This window comes from Sphingobium sp. TCM1 (assembly GCF_001650725.1).
Lineage (GTDB): Bacteria > Pseudomonadota > Alphaproteobacteria > Sphingomonadales > Sphingomonadaceae > Sphingobium.
In genome coordinates this window covers 1-15011 of sequence record NZ_LXVX01000040.1, presented here as the reverse complement: position 1 = coordinate 15011, position 15011 = coordinate 1, and the positions used below count along the sequence as shown (strand labels likewise).

Sequence of the window (15011 nt, the reverse complement as noted above, 5' to 3'; positions counted from 1 at the left end):
GCGGTCGCTTCGTCCATTCTGCACATCCGTTCAGGCGCAAAGCGCGGGGGCTGGGGCGTTGTGCAGCACATGGTTCAGATCAGCAAAGAGGAGAAGAACCCATGAACCGTTCGAAGCTTTTTGCCGCGGCCCTGCTGGGCCTGACCCCCGTCGCCGCGCTGGCGCAAAGCCCTGAAGGCCCGGTAAGCTACGAGGAGCAACTGGCGCAGGTCGAGGATCAACTCGTCTACCAGGCGCCGATCGCGGGTGTCGAGAATGACTACTGGTTCAACTACCAGACCGATCTGGCCGAGGCGCGCAAGGAATTGACCAAGGACCTGCGCGGTTCGTCGGATGCCGAAGATAATCGCGACGCCTGGGAGGAATATCGCGCCGAACTGGCCGATGCTCGCGGTGACTATGCCAAGGAAATGGCCGAGAAGGGCTATCCTGTCGGTGAAGTTCGCGTCCTGCCCGCCGCCGGTCGCTAAATGCTTGGGGAGGGGCGTCGTCCCCTCCCTGTCAATCCGCGTCGGGATCGCGGAAGTTGAGCCGGCGCGTGACCGTATAGTCGAGCACGCCGACCAGAAGATAACTGATCCACTGCTTGGCAAGGGTCAGAAATGTGCGGCTGGCCCGATGCTGTTCCATCGTGATGAGGCGGCTCTCGCCGGCCTCCCGCGCGATGAAATCCCGCACCACTGCGGCAAATCCCTTGTCCTCGATCCGGAGCATCACCTCCAGGTTCAGGAACAGGCTGCGCATGTCGAAATTGGCGGAGCCGATGAAAACCGCATCGTCGATGACCAGCAGCTTCATGTGCAGCTTGCACGGCTGATATTCGCGGATTTCCACGCCACGCTTGAGCAGCGGCCCATATAGGAGCCGCGCGGCCGCTACGGTGGCGCCATTGTCGGACTTGGCCGGCAGGATGATCCTGGCGCCCTCGCGCCGGGCTGCACGGGCGATGCGCTTAAGCATTCCGCGGCCCGGCGAGAAATAGGCCGCGATCATGTCCACGCGGCGGGCCTGCTCCAGATCATGTTTCACCACTTGCGCCCAGGGGCTGAGCCGCCGCGTGGGGCCGCCGATCAACCAGCGGAAAGGGGTGGCCCGATCATGATGCTGCATGGCGGGCCAACTGCGCACCATGTACCTCAAGGTGCGGAATCGCTGCTTGCGGGTCGATACCCAGCGCCAGAGCTGTCCGTACCAGCGGGTCATTGCCTCGACCTGCTCGCCCTCGACCCACAGCCCCAGGTCGCGCCAGCAATCCTCGGCCGGGATGCCGAAATAGCCGTCTTCGACATTGAATCCGCCGATTAGCAGGCGTTGATTGTCGGCGATCGCCATTTTCTGATGGTTGCGGATCAGATATCGGGTCGACCGGCGCGTACCGAACCGCCCGAACCGGGCGCCGGCCTCCACCAGCGGGGCAAAGAAGCTGTCGGGCGCATGGCCGGAGCCGAAGCCGTCGACCATCAGCGTCACCGCCACGCCGCGCGCGCGCGCCGCGATCAGCGCGTCGCGCACCATCGTGCCGCTGCCGTCCTGCGCGAAGATATAATAATAGAGTTTGAGGCTGTGGCGGGCGCTGCCAATCAGGTCGATGAGCGTCGCGCGCAACGCCGCCCCCTCGACGATCAGGCGCAACTGATTGCCGGCCAACGTGACGCGAATCTCCTCCGCGTCGCGGGATGGGCAGGCAGGCTTGACGGTCGCCATAGTCTCTTCATGCCCCTTTTGGGCGCGCCACGCCATGGCTTTATGGCCTTTTCATTGACTCTCGCCGACGGCACTGCTAGGCGCCGGGGTTCAATTTCCATTCGCTGTTTCAGGAGGCCCGTTTGGCCCGCGTCACCGTCGAAGATTGCGTCGACAAGGTTACCAACCGTTTTGACCTCGTCCTGCTCGCCGCCCAGCGCGCGCGAGAGATTTCCGGCGGCGCCGAGCTGACGCTCGATCGCGACCGCGACAAGAATCCCGTCGTCGCCCTGCGCGAAATTGCGGAAGAGACGGTCCTGCCTGACGATCTGCATGATTCGCTCGTCGCGTCGCTGCAGAAGGTGCAGATCGATGATGACGATACCCCTGACGAGATCGGCTCGATTGCCCAGTCGGCGGAGGCGCTGCGCCTGACCGCTGCTGCGCCGCCGCGCAACCAGAATATCGGCGGCGACTACGACGGCTGATTTCTGACAAGTTCGGAGAGGGAATGAGGCCCGGCCTGCGCAAGCAGGACCGGGCCTTGATATGTCCGGCCAAGGGGCGCCGGAACGATGATTGCCAGGGGGAGGCGGGACGGCCCTGTCGGGAGCCGTCCGGTGCCTTGTTCCGTCAGCAGCTCGAATTGCGGTCGATCGCCCGGCCGGCCAGTGCACCCGCGCCAGCGCCGATGATGGTGCCGGGCGCGCGATCGCCCCGAGTGTCGACCGCGCGGCCCAGAAGGGCGCCTGCGACGCCGCCCAGCAGAAGGCCGGTCGTGCCGCCCGACTTGCGGCAGCGATAACGGTTGTCGTCGCGATAGTCGCTGCGCTGGGCATAGCGGCGGTCATGCCGGTCATGATCGCGATAGTGGCGCTCGCGGCTCCAGCGACGATGGCCGTCATCTGCGTAGGACACCGACGGCATGACGGCCGTCAGCGTGGCGGCGGCGAGGGCGGTGGCCAAAATGGCTTTGCTTATGGTCATCAGTTTCTCCTCCAGACCCGAAATCCTTGATTACAGGCGGAGATATGGCAGTACGTCCTTGTTCCCATCCTGAACCGGACTGTTATCCCCCGTTCAGCTTGAGAAGCGACGGCTTAGAGGGACAGTGCCCTTTGCTCCGCACCGCTCTCCGGCAAGGCCCAGTCGATCGCTCCGCGCCCCTTCGCCTCCAGAAAGGCGTTGGCCCTGGAAAAGGGGCGTGAGCCGTGAAAGCCATTGTGCGCCGACAGGGGCGACGGGTGGGCCGACTTGATCACCAGATGGCGGTCCTGATCGACAAAGCCCGCCTTGCGCTGGGCATAGGCGCCCCAGAGCAGGAACACGACCGGATCCTCCTTCTGTGCGACCAGCCGCACGACCGCGTCGGTGAACAACTCCCAGCCCTTGCCCTGATGCGACGCGGCGCGCCCCATTTCCACCGTCAGCACGCTGTTGAGCAGCAGCACGCCCTGCTTCGCCCAATGCTCCAGAAAGCCATGGCGGGCGGGCGCGATGCCCAGGTCGGCCTGCATTTCCTTATAGATGTTGACCAGCGAGGGCGGGGTACGCACGCCGGGCTGCACCGAAAAGCAAAGGCCATGGGCCTGGCCTTCGCCATGATAGGGATCCTGCCCCAGGATCACGGCCTTCACCTGGTCGAGCGGCGTGAGGTCGAGCGCGCGGAAATATTCGCCGCCCTTGGGGAAGATGCGCTTGCCCGCCGCCTTTTCGCCCTGAAGGAAGGTCTTGAGGGCCAGCATGTGTGGGGCGGAAAATTGCTCGGCCAGCGGCAAACGCCAGCTTTCGTGCAGCTTGATCATGTCGCTCATGGTCGCGGTGATGATGCGCGCGGCGGCCGGCGTCAACCATCCAGGGCTTGCCTTGGTCGCCGCATTGCGCGAGGAGATGGCCATGCCGCAATTGCTTCGTCTGACTGCCTCCCTGGCCGCTCTCGGCCTGTTCTTCACGCCGCTGCCCAGCGCCGATGCCTTCGGCCCGCCACCCAAGCCGGTGCTCCAGCAGACGGCTGAGGCAAAGCTGCTTGCCGAATTCGCGCGCTTCGCGACGCTGTCAGACGGCAGTGTCGGCATTGCGGTGCGCGACCTCCAGACCGGCGAGACGCAGGCGCTGAACGGCGACACGCTGTTCCCGATGGCAAGCGCCTACAAGGTCGCCGTGGCGGGGCGGATTTTCGCGCTGGTCGACGCGGGCGAATTGCGGCTGGACGATCAGCTGGCGCTCGACCCGGCGCTGGCGAGCGAGGGCGGCATCGCCTGGATGTTCTCGCGTCCCGGCGCGTCGCTGTCGGTCGACCGGCTGCTCGAACTGATGCTCCAAAAGAGCGACAATAATGCAACCGATGTTCTGGTCGCGCGCGCGGGCGGTCCGCAGGCGATCACCGGCTTTGTCGCCAAACTGGGCGTCAACGGGCTGCGCGTCGACAGCGACACGGCCCACCTTCTCTACCGCGCCATGGGCATCAATCCCCTGTCGGGCAGCTTCCGCCAGAATGCCGAAGCGGCGCGCCGGGCCGATCCGCTGCTCGTCACGCGCGACATTCGCGACCTGCCCAACCTCAATTTCGCCATGGACCCCAAGGATACGTCCACGCCATCGGCGATGCTCGACCTCATCACCGCCTATGCATCCGGGCGCGCCCTGTCGGCGGCGAGTACCCAGCGGCTGTTCACCATCATGGCCCATTGCGAGACCGGCAAGGCGCGGATCGTCGGCATGTTGCCGCCCGGCACGGCGGTCGCGCACAAGACCGGGTCGCTGAACGGCACCGGCAACGATGTCGGCGTGGTGCGGCTGCCTGACGGCCGGCGCTTTGCGGTCGCCGTCTTCGTCATGAAGGACAGCAAGGGCCACCGGTCGCGCGACCGGATCATCGCCGAGGCGGCGCGCGCGGCTTATGATTATTTCCTCTATGCTCCTGAAAGAGCGCACGGTCTGGCGCATAAGTCTTAACAGACATCAGGAAAGTCGTTACGATTGCGGTCAGAGAGGATGACCGTGACCAGCATCAACCGCTTCCGCGATTTCTGGCCCTATTATCTGCAGGAACATGCGCGGCCCGGCACGCGGGTACTGCATTATGCCGGCACCAGCCTGGTGATCGGACTCGCGGCGGCCGCCCCCTTGACGGGGCGCTGGTGGATCGCGGCTGCGTTGCCGCTGGCGGGCTATGGCTTCGCCTGGCTCGGCCATGGCCTGATCGAGCGAAACCGGCCCGCGACCTTTCGCTATCCCTTCTGGTCGCTGCGCGCCGATTTCGTTATGTGGCAGCGTTTCCTGACCGGCCATATGCAGCGCGACCTGGCTCGCGCCGGGGTGCGTCCCGACGGCACGATAGATCCTGCCCGGCGAATCTGCGTCTGATTCAGCCGCTTGACCCGGGCGGGCGCTCTGCGACAAGGGGCGCCATGGCTCTCGTCGCGACTTTTTCCCGGCCCGATCGGGCGGCTCTTGCCCGGCGCTGGCAGGCGCTGGAGGCGCGGTCGACCGGTTCCTTCTTCCTCGGCTGGACCTGGGTCGGCACCTGGCTCGACAGCTACGCCGTCGATCCCGAATTGCTGGCCGTGACGGACGGGGAGGCGCGCGACGTGGCGCTGGCGCTGGTCGGCCATGCCATGCGGCCGCGCCTGCTGGGACCGGTCGCGACGCTCGCCCTGAACCAGTCGGGCGATCCGGCGGCCGATCGGCCCTATGTGGAATATAACGGCCTTCTCACGGAGGCGGGCCGCGAGGTCGACGCGTCCGCCGTGGCGGCCGATGCGCTGGCTCGCCGCCGCGACTGGCGCGCCCTGCTGCTGAGCGGCGTCCTTCCGGGCACGCCGTTGCTCGACCTGCGCGCCCGTCGTCGCATCCGTGCCGATACCTCGCCCGTCTATCAGGTCGACCTCGACGCTGTCCGCGCCGCCGGGGGCGACTATCTCTCGTTGCTCAGCGCCAATACGCGCAGCCAGATACGCCGTGCGATGAAGGATCGGGGCGGGGTGCTGCCCCAGGTCGCGGTCGGCACGTCGGCGGACATCGATCCCTGGATCGCCGAGATGGCGGCGCTCAATCAGGGGCGCCACGCCGACAATGCATGGGACGATGCGGCTTTTCGCGCTTTCGTCGCCACACTGGCAGCGCGCGGCCTGCCGGACGGGCAGGTGGAACTGCTGCGCTTCACCGACGGCGGGGATGCGGTCGGTCTGCTCGTCAATTTCGTGCATCGCGGCGTGGCGATGAACTATCAGTCGGCCTTTGCCGAGCCGCGCGGGACGAAGGACAAGCCGGGGCTGCTCTGCCACGCCGCCGCCGTGGGGCGTTATGCGGGACAGGGGTTGGGGCGCTATTCCTTCCTGGCCGGCAAGGATCGCTACAAGCAGAGCCTCTCCACCTGCGAAGAACGGCTGGAATGGTGGGTGCTGGAACGGTTCACGCCCCGGCTGGAGGCGGAGGCGCTGCTGCGCCGGCTGCTCAGGCGCCCAGCTTCCGCATGACGCGATAGACGAAGCGGCGCAATCCCTGCGTCTCCGGCCGCGCGCTGACCCTGCCGGTCGGCAGGCCGCGCCGTCGCAGCAGCGCGTTGAAGCTGTGCAACTCGCCTTCCGCGACGGACCGTTCGGACCTCCATGTGACCGACAGGCTGACCGAGACGGCCGGGCCGTTCTCCACGAAATGCGGCGCCTTCACGGGCACATGGATGGCGTCGCCCGGCGCAAGCGCGAAGGCCGCGCCGCGTGCCTTGAACCCGTCCTGCCAGACGAGATTGCGATGCCCGCCATTGTGGAAATCCTCGCTTTTCTGCGCGGGCACCAACGCTTCGTCACGCGCGGGAAAGACGGTCATGGTCTTGGTCCCCATGATCTGGAGCAGGATATTATGCTCCGGGTCCATGTGGAACGGCGTGACGCTGCCGGGCGAGGTCAGGAAGATGAAGGCTTCCCGGTGCAGCATCGGCCCGGTCTGCCCCGCGACGATCGGCGCCAGTTCGGCCAGCGCATCGTCGAGCAGCGCGGCATAGGCCGGGTCGCGCTCGACATTCTTGAGCACGGCCCAGCTGCCGTTGCTCTCGATCGTGCGGATCGTTTCGCCCAGCGTGAGCCCGTTCGAGGGTGTGTCTTCCGGGCGCACCCCCAGCGGCAGCTTGCCCAGATTATATTCGACCGAGGATGCCGGCATCCGCTCCGCCAGCGCGGCCAGCGCGTCAAGGGTCAGGAGACCGTGGCCAACGAGCCCGTGGGTCAGCTTGACGGGCTGGTCGGGATAGGCGGCGGCGAAGGTCGCGCGCGCGCTGTCGGGGAAGGTGGCGGCGTCGCCGGCCGCGATGAGGCTTTGGGCGGTCATCCCTGTCCTTTCACAATCTGGGCAAGCCGTTCGGCGGCGTTGGCGAGGGCGAAGGCGGCGCTTCTCTGCAACCGTGCCCTCCCCCTGCCATGAAGGGCGATACGATATTGGACTATGGTCCGGCGCTCGGCCCACAGGCTGTCGATCATCGGATGATCGGCGGCGGCGCAGCTATCCATCCAGCCGATCTCGGGATCGCCCTGAACCGCGTGCAGGTTCGCGATCTCGATCAGCACGCCGGGGGAAAAACGGCCCAGTGCTTCGTCGATCGCGATCTTGAAGGAAAAGCCGCCTTCGCCATGACGGAAATTGACCAGCATGGCGATGGGTCGTCCGTCCAGGTCGAGCCGCAGGAAATGCAGGCGGCGTGCTGCGATGGCGGCGGCGCAGGCGGCGCGGAAGAAGGCGCTGTCTCCGGCCTTGCAGGCGAGCGCGGACCCTGCCGCGCCTTTCCAGCCCGACGCTTCGAGCGCCAGGAACGCGTCGCACCATAGCGGGAGGTCCGCCGGATCGGTCAGCAGTCTCTGCTCTACCACGCCCAGTTCGGCCAGCCGCTTCTGGAGCCGCCGCAACTCCTTGCGCTTCTTGGAACGGACCTGGCTTTCCCAATAGCTGTCCGCATCCAGGTCCGATCGCAACATGGCGCGGTCGTAGCGATGAATTTCACGGCGCCCGCGTCGCTGCTCGACGCAGAGCGCCTCGATCGCAGCGGCATTGGCCCCTGCCGCGTCCAGCGCCTCCAGATGCAGGAAGCCGCGTGCCCAGGGTGCCGCGTCCAGCTGCGTCATGAAATCGCGCCAGGCTGCCAGTTCCCGGCCCCGCCGGATCATGGGCGCGCCGAAAAAACAATGATCGTGTATCCAGTTGGACACGCATCCGATCGGCAGCCGGCCATGGCGCGTTCGCGTGACGACGGGCAGCAGGCCGATCAGTCCATCATCCCCGCGCGCCTCAAGCAGATGGACCGCAGCATCCCCGGCCAGATGATCCAGCGCAGCGCCCAGCATGTCGGGCGCATAGAAGGCATTGGCTTCCGCCGCTTCCTGCGCCAGCGCCGCCCAGCGCGTCCTATACGCCGTCACGGGGGCGGGGAAGGCAGACGGGGAAGGATGGGCAGCCATGTCCATGGCCCGGCCTTAGATGGGAAAGATTAGGGAAAGCCTAAGCCTGAATGAGCGGTGCATGGCGCATTCGGGCGATACGACCGACGGGGGCTTTACATCCACCGTCTGTTCGGACGAGACGAGGGTGACGCCTGAACGGAGAGAAATGGCATGACGATTCTTGTCACCGGCGCAGCCGGCTTCATCGGTATGCACGTCGCCGACCGGCTGATGGCGCAGGGTCATGCCGTCGTCGGCATCGACAATCTCAATGATTATTATCCCGTATCGCTCAAGCGCGCCCGGCTCGATGCGCTGCATCAGGCTCATGGCCGGCTCTTCACCTTCCATGAACTGGACTTTGCGGACATGGACGCGGTTCAGGCTGCGCTGCACGACCAGGTGATCGAGGCGATCGTCCACCTGGGCGCCCAGGCGGGAGTGCGCTACTCCCTCATCAATCCGCACGCCTATGTCCGTTCCAACCTGGCGGGGCATGTCAATATGCTCGAACTGGCGCGGGAGAGGCGGGTGCGGCATCTTGTCTATGCCTCCTCCTCATCGGTCTATGGCGGCAATGACAGCCTGCCCTTCCGGGTCGAGGATCGGGCCGATCACCCCGTCTCGCTCTACGCGGCGACCAAGCGGGCCGACGAACTGATGAGCGAAACCTATGCCCATCTTTTCCGCATTCCGATGACGGGCCTGCGCTTCTTCACCGTCTATGGCCCCTGGGGGCGTCCCGACATGGCGATGTGGATCTTCACGTCGAAAATCCTGGCCGGGGAGCCGATCCCGGTGTTCAACCATGGCCGGATGCAGCGCGACTTCACCTATATCGACGATATCGTCACCGGCATCATCGGCTGCCTGGATCATCCGCCCGCCGATGACGGCGCGGCCAAGGCGGGCGGCAGTCGCGCGCCGCACCGGCTTTACAATATCGGCAACAACCGGCCCGAGGAACTGATGCACCTCATCGCCGTGCTGGAGGATGCGATCGGCCGCAAGGCCGAAATCGACTTCCAGCCGATGCAGCCCGGAGACGTCCATGCCACCTTCGCCGACATCAGCGCCATCGCGCAGGATATCGGCTTTGCCCCCACCACCGCGATCGAGTCGGGCGTGCCGCGCTTTGTCGAATGGTATCGGGCCTATCACCGGGCGGGGTGATGCTGCACCACGCATGAGCGGCAAAAAAGATGCGCGGTTCGTCGTCATGCTCGGTCGCTCTGCCGTGTTTCCAAAATGTTGGCGTCGGTATTTTTTGCCGGCGCGACCCTTCGCATCTGCAAAATGGATTGCCATAACTTGCTGAAACGGCGTAGACAGGCGCACTGATCTGGCTATAGGCCGGCAGGAGGTCGCGAAACGTGGAAAGACGACACGCCGAATTCGGCGGTTCGTCGCCGCCGGTTCTTTTGAGTGGAGGCTCGGGGAACAGGCGGAAAAAAGGGCAAGCGAGTGTCGACATCACCATCTAAGATCGTGCCTTTCGGCTCCGGCGGACGTATCGTCGAATCCGCATGTCGAAGCCTTTCGATCGCCGCCAGCGGCCTTCATGCTTTGGAAGCCCGCTTCAGCGAACGGGATTTCGCCGCGAATTTTCTCCGCCTCGTCGGCGTGTTGATGAATGTCCGGGGCCGTGTGATCGTCACCGGCATCGGCAAGAGCGGCATCGTCGCGCGCAAGATGACGGCGACCCTCACCTCGACCGGCACGCCCGCCATCTTCCTGCATCCCGCTGACGCGGGCCATGGCGACCTCGGCATGGTCACTCCGGACGACGTCGTTCTGATGCTGTCCCATTCGGGTGAATCCACCGAACTCGGCCCCATCATCCAATATTGCAAGCGCTTCGCCATTCCGCTGCTGGGCATGACCGCCCGGTCGCAGAGCACGGTCGCGCAGGCGGCCGATATCTGCGTCCTGATGCCGGACGTGCCGGAAGCCTGCCCCAATGCGCTGGCGCCGACCACGTCGACCACGGTACAAATGGCCTTTGGCGACGCGCTTGCCATTTCGCTGATGGAGATGCGCGGTTTCTCCGCCGACGATTTCTACAAATTCCATCCCAATGGCCGCCTCGGCGCGCAACTGCTCAAGGTGCGCGAACTCATGGCGACCGGCGACAATGTGCCCAAGGTCAGCGAGGACGCATCGCTGCTGGACGCCACGATCGAAATGACGCGCGGCCGGTTGGGCGGTACGGCGATCATCGACCGAAGCGGTCGCCTGATCGGCGCCTTCACCGATGGCGACCTGCGTCGCACCGTCACGGGCAAGCAGAATCTGACCGAATCCGTCGGCCGTTTCATGACCACGACGCCCCAGTCGGTGGCGCCCGACGAACTGGCGTCCGAAGCGCTGCACATGATGCATGAGCGTAATATCATGCTGCTCTTCGTCTGTGAAAATGGCCGGCTGAAGGGCGCGCTCCACATGCACGACCTGCTGCACGCCGGGGTCGTCTGAACCATCTTGTCGTCATTCCCGCGCGTGCCGGATCGACCCGCCTGCCGCGCAAGCCGCTACGGCTGATCGCCGGCCGCAGCCTGCTGCATCGCACTATCGCGATGGCCCGCGCGGCCATCGCGGGCCGCAGCGATGTCGCGCTGGTGGTCGCGACCGATGACGCGGAAATCGCCGATCATGCGCAGGCTGTCGGCTGCCCGGCGATCATGACCGACCGCGCGATCGCGACCGGATCGGGCCGGGCCCTGGCCGCGGCGCTGGCCAGGGCGCAGGCGCCGCAGTTCGTCATCAATCTCCAGGGGGACTCGCCCTTCCAGCCGGAAGGCGCGCTCGGCGCGGTCATCGCGACGCTGGAGCGGGGGGCTGAGGTTGCCACGCCGGTGATCGCGCTCGACTGGGCGGCGCTCGACGCGCTGCGCGATCACAAGACGCGCTCGCCCTTCAGCGGCACCAGTTGCGCGCGCGCGCCTGACGGCCGGGCGCTTTGGTTTTCCAAGACCATCATTCCGGCGATCCGCGACGAGGACAGGTTGCGCGCCAGCCAGCCGCTCTCGCCGGTGTGGCGCCATGTCGGCCTGTACGGCTATGCGCTGGACGCGCTGCGCCGCTTCGAGGCGTGCCCGCCGACCGCGCTTGAAACGCTCGAAGGGCTGGAGCAGTTGCGGCTGCTGGAACTGGGCATCCCCGTCATGACCGTCGCGGTCGATCCGCCGCGGTTCGACAGTTCGGGCATCGATACCGAGGCCGATATCGACCGCGTCGAACGGCTGATCGCCGAGCATGGCGATCCCACGCCGCCGCTCTGACCGCCATGCGCCGTATCTTCGTCATTCGCCACGGCAATACCTTCACCAGCGGCGAGGAGCCGCGCCGGATCGGATCGCGCACCGACATTCCGCTGGTGGAGAGCGGCCGCGCCCAGGCGGAGCGGCTGGGTGGCTGGTTCGCCGGGGAGGGCATTCGGATCGGCCGCCTGCTGTCCAGCCCGCTGCTGCGCGCCCGCGAAACGGCGCAGGCGATCGCGACGGCGACGGGTCACGCGCCTGACGGTGCGCGCGACTGGCTGGGCGAGATCGATCATGGTCCGGACGAGGGGCGGTCCGAAGCCGAGGTGACGGCGCGGATCGGCGCGCCGGCGCTGGCGCTGTGGGAAGAGCAGGGCGTCGCGCCCGACGGCTGGATCGTCGACGCAGAAGCACGCCTTGCCGCCTGGAGCGCCGTCTTCGCCGAGCAGCGCGAGGGGGTTGACCTGCTCGTCACCAGCAATGGCGCGGCCCGTTTCGCCCTCCTGGCGCTGGGCCTGCCGCCGCGCAAGCTGCGGACCGGGGCGTTCGGCGAGTTCATCGTCGAAGCGGATGGCGCCGTCCGGCTGGTCCGCTGGGACGAACGTCCCTGACCGCTCAGGCCACCGCCGGCTCTAGCAGCCGGATCGTGCCCGCCGTTGCATCCATTTCCGCCTGCACGCCCAGCGGCAGGCTATACTGGTTGGCGACATGGCCGAACTGGCCGCCCTGAAAGGCGGGAATGCCGAGCGGTTCCAGATGCTGTTGCAGCACCTGCGACAGGGTGAAGCCGCCATAGCTGGCGCCGGCCGGGCCGCAATCGCTGCACTGGCCGAACACCACGCCCTTGAGCCTGTCGAGCATACCGGCCAGCTTCAACTGGGTCAGCATCCGGTCGATCCGGTAGGGCTGCTCGCTGATATCCTCGATGAAGAGGATCGCGCCGGAAAAATCGGGCAGCCATGGCGTCCCCATCAGCGCCGCCAGCACGGTGAGGTTGCCGCCCAGCAGTCTGCCCCGCGCCGTGCCGGGGCGAAAGGTGCGGATGCGGCCCGCGCGCTGCACCAGTCGATCCTCATGCCCCTGCGGGTTGGCGAAGGTCGGCGTCCCGGCGTCGAACGCGACCGAGCGGAAGGCCTCCCAGCTATAGCTGCCCCAGCTGCTCGACGCATTGGGGCCGTGGATGGTGGTGAAACCCGCCTTCGCCGCAAAGGCCAGGTGCAGCGCGGTAATGTCGGAAAAGCCGACCAGCAGCTTGGGATTTTTGCGGATGGTGGCGAAATCGAGCAGCGGTAGGATGCGCGCGCATCCCCAGCCGCCGCGCACCGCGAACACCGCGCGCACCTCCGGGTCGGCGAACATCGCATTCACGTCTGCCGCCCGATCGGCATCGGTGCCCGCCAGATAGCCGTGGCGGTCCGCCAGATGGCGCGCGGGCTTGGGCCGCAGCCCCATGGCGCTGATCGTTTCCTTGACCAGGTCGAGGTCGAACGCATCGTCGGTGAAGCCCGCCGGCTCGATCAGGCCGACCATATCGCCCTGCCGCAGGCGGGGCGGCAGGATCAGTCCTGTGGTGGCCGCCGCAGCGGGCGTCCGCGCCGCCGCCAGCATGGCGGCCATGGCCGCGCTCTTCATCCACGCGCGGCGCTCCATCATTCCCGTCAATAGCTGCTCCCATCCCTGTGGCGGTAGGCTCCGCCCGACCATAGCATGTCCACGTCCGAATAATGGCAATCGCCCGATGGCGGACGGCCGAAGGCGAGGAGCACGCAATCCGCGCCGCTTTCATTGACCAGATGATGGCCGTTGGGTTCGCCCTTGGGGAAGGCCGCCATGTCGCCCGGATGCAGCAGGGTCCGCGCGTCGTCCTCGACCAGTACCGCCTCGCCCGCCAGCACCACGATGAATTCATCCTCATCCTCATGCCAGTGCCGGTGGGAAGAGGCCGCGCCGGGCTTCAGCACGACATGACTGACCCCGAAATCGGACAGTCCGCTCACCGGACCCAGCCGCCGGACCCATCTTTCCCTGACCATGCCGGCATGGGCGTTCGGGTAGCCGGTGCTGTTTACCGGGGCGATGCTGTCCAGATCGATGCGAGGCATGGCCTCATCCTCCTTCTGCCGCTGGCCAACGGGCACGGCTTTCGCTAACGCGGCGGCATGAGCATGACCAGCCCCAAAGACCCCGATATGCCCCATGACACCGTCGTGGCCCTGGCCCAGCGCCTGATGGCCTGCCCCTCGGTAACACCCGCCACCGGCGAAGTCTTTACGGCCCTTGAGGCAATGCTCGCGCCGCTCGGCTTCACCGTCGACCGCTTCGTCACGGGGGCCGCGCCCGACGGGCCGGTCGAAAATCTGCTCGCCTGGCGCACCACGGGCGCGGGACCGCATTTCGCGTTTGCCGGGCATCTGGACGTGGTGCCGCCGGGGCCGGGCTGGACCAGCGACCCCTTCGCGCCGGAAATGCGCGGCGACCTGCTCTACGGCCGGGGCGCGGTGGACATGAAGGGATCGATCGCCGCCTTCGTGGCGGCGCTGTCCGACCTGCCCGACGACCTGCCCGGCACGATCAGCCTGATCATCACCGGCGACGAGGAAGGTCCGGCGGTCCATGGCACGCTGGCGCTGATGGACCGGATGGCGGCGCGCGACCTGCGCCCCGACCTCTGCCTGGTGGGCGAGCCGACATCGTCGGCGCGGCTGGGCGACGTGGTCAAGATCGGCCGGCGCGGGTCGGTCAACATGTGGATCAGCGTCGCGGGCAGCCAGGGCCATGTCGCCTATCCGCATCTGGCCGACAATCCGATCCCCCGGCTGGTACGCATCCTGACGGCGATCGAGGCGGAGGTGTTGGACGAGGGGACCGACTGGTTCCAGCCCAGCAATATCGAGATCACCGACCTGGAGGTCGGCAATGCCGCGCATAATGTCATCCCCGGCAAGGCGACGGCGCGCATCTCGATCCGTTTCAACGACCAGCATAGCGGCGCATCGCTGATCGAACGGATCAAGGCCATCGCGGCGACCGAGGGCGGCACGGTGGAGGCGCGGATCAGCGGCGAATCCTTCCTGACCCAGCCGGGCGCCCTGTCCGACCTGGTGCGCGGCGCGATCCGCGACGTGACCCGGGTGGAGGCGGAATTGTCCACCACCGGCGGCACGTCCGACGCGCGCTTCCTGTCGCGTCTCTGCCCGGTGGTGGAGTTCGGCCTGAACAATGCGACCATGCACAAGCTGGACGAGGCGGTTGCGGTGCAGGATCTGCGCGACCTGACGCGCATCTATGCGCTGGTGGTGGAACGGGCGCTGGCGCGCGGCTGAGATTTTCGCCGTTCGACGGACGCCGGCGCTCGTCCCGCGAAGTTCACACCGACGTCGCAATTTTGCCGGAAAAGCCTCCGCAAAGCGCCCGCGACGCGTCCCCGACGCGCCTGCGCGCCGCCCGCGCGGCAGCGGCGCGGCACCGGGCGATGCGGCACGGCGCCAGCAAGGGCGGCAGGGGAGCGGCAGGCTGTTCCATCCGCCAGGATAGATCAGAGAAGATCCTACATTGGAAGGGTTTTTGCCGAGGGCGCAGGGGCGAGGGATGGAGTTGCGGATTTCCGCAAACGACCCAGACCTGTCTCTTATACACATCT

At 66.6% G+C, this 15011-nt stretch carries 17 protein-coding genes; 10 read left to right on the top strand and 7 right to left on the bottom strand.

Annotated elements, in window-relative coordinates; all coding sequences use genetic code 11:
• The first annotated feature begins 101 nt into the window (after positions 1-101).
• Positions 102-470: a hypothetical protein gene (locus A7Q26_RS23360; RefSeq protein WP_066865404.1), complete on the top strand. Its 369-nt coding sequence runs from the start codon at positions 102-104 to the stop codon at positions 468-470.
• A gap of 31 nt (positions 471-501) precedes the next feature.
• Here the strand turns inward: A7Q26_RS23360 and A7Q26_RS23355 are convergent, their stop codons facing one another.
• A complete protein-coding gene (locus A7Q26_RS23355) occupies positions 502-1740 on the bottom strand; it encodes a phospholipase D-like domain-containing protein (RefSeq protein WP_066865401.1) in 1239 nt (412 codons plus the stop codon).
• 86 nt (positions 1741-1826) lie between these two features.
• On the opposite strand from A7Q26_RS23355, the gene rpoZ reads away from it, so the two are divergent.
• Entirely contained in the window at positions 1827-2171 is a 345-nt protein-coding gene (gene rpoZ / locus A7Q26_RS23350) for a DNA-directed RNA polymerase subunit omega (protein ID WP_066865398.1), read from the top strand.
• A gap of 145 nt (positions 2172-2316) precedes the next feature.
• On the opposite strand, the gene A7Q26_RS23345 is transcribed toward rpoZ, so the two are convergent.
• Together A7Q26_RS23345 and ung are read right to left on the bottom strand one after the other, a co-directional pair.
• Positions 2317-2670, bottom strand: a complete 354-nt coding sequence (locus A7Q26_RS23345) for a glycine zipper 2TM domain-containing protein (protein WP_066865396.1) — start codon at positions 2668-2670, stop codon at positions 2317-2319.
• A 113-nt stretch (positions 2671-2783) separates the two neighbouring features.
• Positions 2784-3497, bottom strand: a complete 714-nt coding sequence (ung, locus tag A7Q26_RS23340; protein ID WP_066865393.1) for a uracil-DNA glycosylase — start codon at positions 3495-3497, stop codon at positions 2784-2786.
• An 82-nt stretch (positions 3498-3579) separates the two neighbouring features.
• Between ung and bla the strand changes: the two genes are divergently transcribed.
• From bla to A7Q26_RS23325, 3 genes are read left to right on the top strand one after another with little or no spacing between them, the layout of a single operon-like run.
• Positions 3580-4638, top strand: coding sequence for a class A beta-lactamase (bla, locus tag A7Q26_RS23335; RefSeq protein ID WP_066865530.1), 1059 nt, complete (start codon positions 3580-3582; stop codon positions 4636-4638).
• Between the two features lie 45 nt (positions 4639-4683).
• Complete coding sequence (locus A7Q26_RS23330; protein WP_066865527.1) at positions 4684-5049, top strand: DUF962 domain-containing protein; 366 nt, start codon at positions 4684-4686, stop codon at positions 5047-5049.
• A gap of 44 nt (positions 5050-5093) precedes the next feature.
• Positions 5094-6161, top strand: a complete 1068-nt coding sequence (locus A7Q26_RS23325; protein ID WP_066865390.1) for a GNAT family N-acetyltransferase — start codon at positions 5094-5096, stop codon at positions 6159-6161.
• Here A7Q26_RS23325 and A7Q26_RS23320 read toward each other — a convergent pair.
• Entirely contained in the window at positions 6139-7008 is an 870-nt protein-coding gene (locus A7Q26_RS23320) for a cupin-like domain-containing protein (protein WP_066865388.1), read from the bottom strand. The genes A7Q26_RS23325 and A7Q26_RS23320 overlap by 23 nt on opposite strands.
• The gene (locus tag A7Q26_RS23315; RefSeq protein ID WP_066865385.1) at positions 7005-8135 is read right to left on the bottom strand and encodes a GNAT family N-acetyltransferase; all 1131 of its coding nucleotides are present in this window, start codon (positions 8133-8135) and stop codon (positions 7005-7007) included. The genes A7Q26_RS23320 and A7Q26_RS23315 overlap by 4 nt, the downstream gene beginning before the upstream one ends.
• A gap of 147 nt (positions 8136-8282) precedes the next feature.
• On the opposite strand from A7Q26_RS23315, the gene A7Q26_RS23310 reads away from it, so the two are divergent.
• The 4 genes from A7Q26_RS23310 (at position 8283) to A7Q26_RS23295 (ending at position 11982) form a co-directional block, all read left to right on the top strand.
• On the top strand, positions 8283-9284 hold the full coding sequence (locus A7Q26_RS23310) for an NAD-dependent epimerase/dehydratase family protein (protein WP_066865382.1): 1002 nt from the start codon (positions 8283-8285) through the stop codon (positions 9282-9284).
• Between the two features lie 291 nt (positions 9285-9575).
• Positions 9576-10586: a KpsF/GutQ family sugar-phosphate isomerase gene (locus tag A7Q26_RS23305; protein WP_066865379.1), complete on the top strand. Its 1011-nt coding sequence runs from the start codon at positions 9576-9578 to the stop codon at positions 10584-10586.
• Entirely contained in the window at positions 10583-11392 is an 810-nt protein-coding gene (gene kdsB / locus A7Q26_RS23300) for a 3-deoxy-manno-octulosonate cytidylyltransferase (RefSeq protein WP_066865376.1), read from the top strand. Before A7Q26_RS23305 ends, kdsB begins: the two co-directional genes overlap by 4 nt.
• 5 nt (positions 11393-11397) lie before the next feature.
• The gene (locus A7Q26_RS23295) at positions 11398-11982 is read left to right on the top strand and encodes a histidine phosphatase family protein (protein WP_066865373.1); all 585 of its coding nucleotides are present in this window, start codon (positions 11398-11400) and stop codon (positions 11980-11982) included.
• A gap of 4 nt (positions 11983-11986) precedes the next feature.
• On the opposite strand, the gene A7Q26_RS23290 is transcribed toward A7Q26_RS23295, so the two are convergent.
• Both A7Q26_RS23290 and A7Q26_RS23285 read right to left on the bottom strand, forming a co-directional pair.
• On the bottom strand, positions 11987-13003 hold the full coding sequence (locus A7Q26_RS23290; RefSeq protein WP_232313902.1) for a S66 peptidase family protein: 1017 nt from the start codon (positions 13001-13003) through the stop codon (positions 11987-11989).
• 26 nt (positions 13004-13029) lie between these two features.
• A complete protein-coding gene (locus A7Q26_RS23285) occupies positions 13030-13473 on the bottom strand; it encodes a cupin domain-containing protein (protein ID WP_066865371.1) in 444 nt (147 codons plus the stop codon).
• Positions 13474-13536: 63 nt separating this feature from the next.
• On the opposite strand from A7Q26_RS23285, the gene dapE reads away from it, so the two are divergent.
• Positions 13537-14694, top strand: coding sequence for a succinyl-diaminopimelate desuccinylase (gene dapE, locus A7Q26_RS23280; protein WP_443018184.1), 1158 nt, complete (start codon positions 13537-13539; stop codon positions 14692-14694).
• The last annotated feature ends 317 nt before the right edge of the window (positions 14695-15011 follow it).

Bases quoted from the DNA above. Each gene is read 5' to 3' on its own strand.
- A7Q26_RS23345 (WP_066865396.1), bottom strand. From the start codon at position 2,670: ATGACCATAAGCAAAGCCATTTTGGCCACCGCCCTCGCCGCCGCCACG.
- A7Q26_RS23315 (WP_066865385.1), bottom strand. From the start codon at position 8,135: ATGGACATGGCTGCCCATCCTTCCCCGTCTGCCTTCCCCGCCCCCGTG.
- A7Q26_RS23355 (WP_066865401.1), bottom strand. From the start codon at position 1,740: ATGGCGTGGCGCGCCCAAAAGGGGCATGAAGAGACTATGGCGACCGTC.
- dapE (WP_443018184.1), top strand. From the start codon at position 13,537: ATGACCAGCCCCAAAGACCCCGATATGCCCCATGACACCGTCGTGGCC.
- A7Q26_RS23285 (WP_066865371.1), bottom strand. From the start codon at position 13,473: ATGCCTCGCATCGATCTGGACAGCATCGCCCCGGTAAACAGCACCGGC.
- A7Q26_RS23360 (WP_066865404.1), top strand. From the start codon at position 102: ATGAACCGTTCGAAGCTTTTTGCCGCGGCCCTGCTGGGCCTGACCCCC.
- A7Q26_RS23290 (WP_232313902.1), bottom strand. From the start codon at position 13,003: ATGAAGAGCGCGGCCATGGCCGCCATGCTGGCGGCGGCGCGGACGCCC.
- bla (WP_066865530.1), top strand. From the start codon at position 3,580: ATGCCGCAATTGCTTCGTCTGACTGCCTCCCTGGCCGCTCTCGGCCTG.
- ung (WP_066865393.1), bottom strand. From the start codon at position 3,497: ATGAGCGACATGATCAAGCTGCACGAAAGCTGGCGTTTGCCGCTGGCC.
- A7Q26_RS23310 (WP_066865382.1), top strand. From the start codon at position 8,283: ATGACGATTCTTGTCACCGGCGCAGCCGGCTTCATCGGTATGCACGTC.
- A7Q26_RS23295 (WP_066865373.1), top strand. From the start codon at position 11,398: ATGCGCCGTATCTTCGTCATTCGCCACGGCAATACCTTCACCAGCGGC.
- A7Q26_RS23320 (WP_066865388.1), bottom strand. From the start codon at position 7,008: ATGACCGCCCAAAGCCTCATCGCGGCCGGCGACGCCGCCACCTTCCCC.
- A7Q26_RS23325 (WP_066865390.1), top strand. From the start codon at position 5,094: ATGGCTCTCGTCGCGACTTTTTCCCGGCCCGATCGGGCGGCTCTTGCC.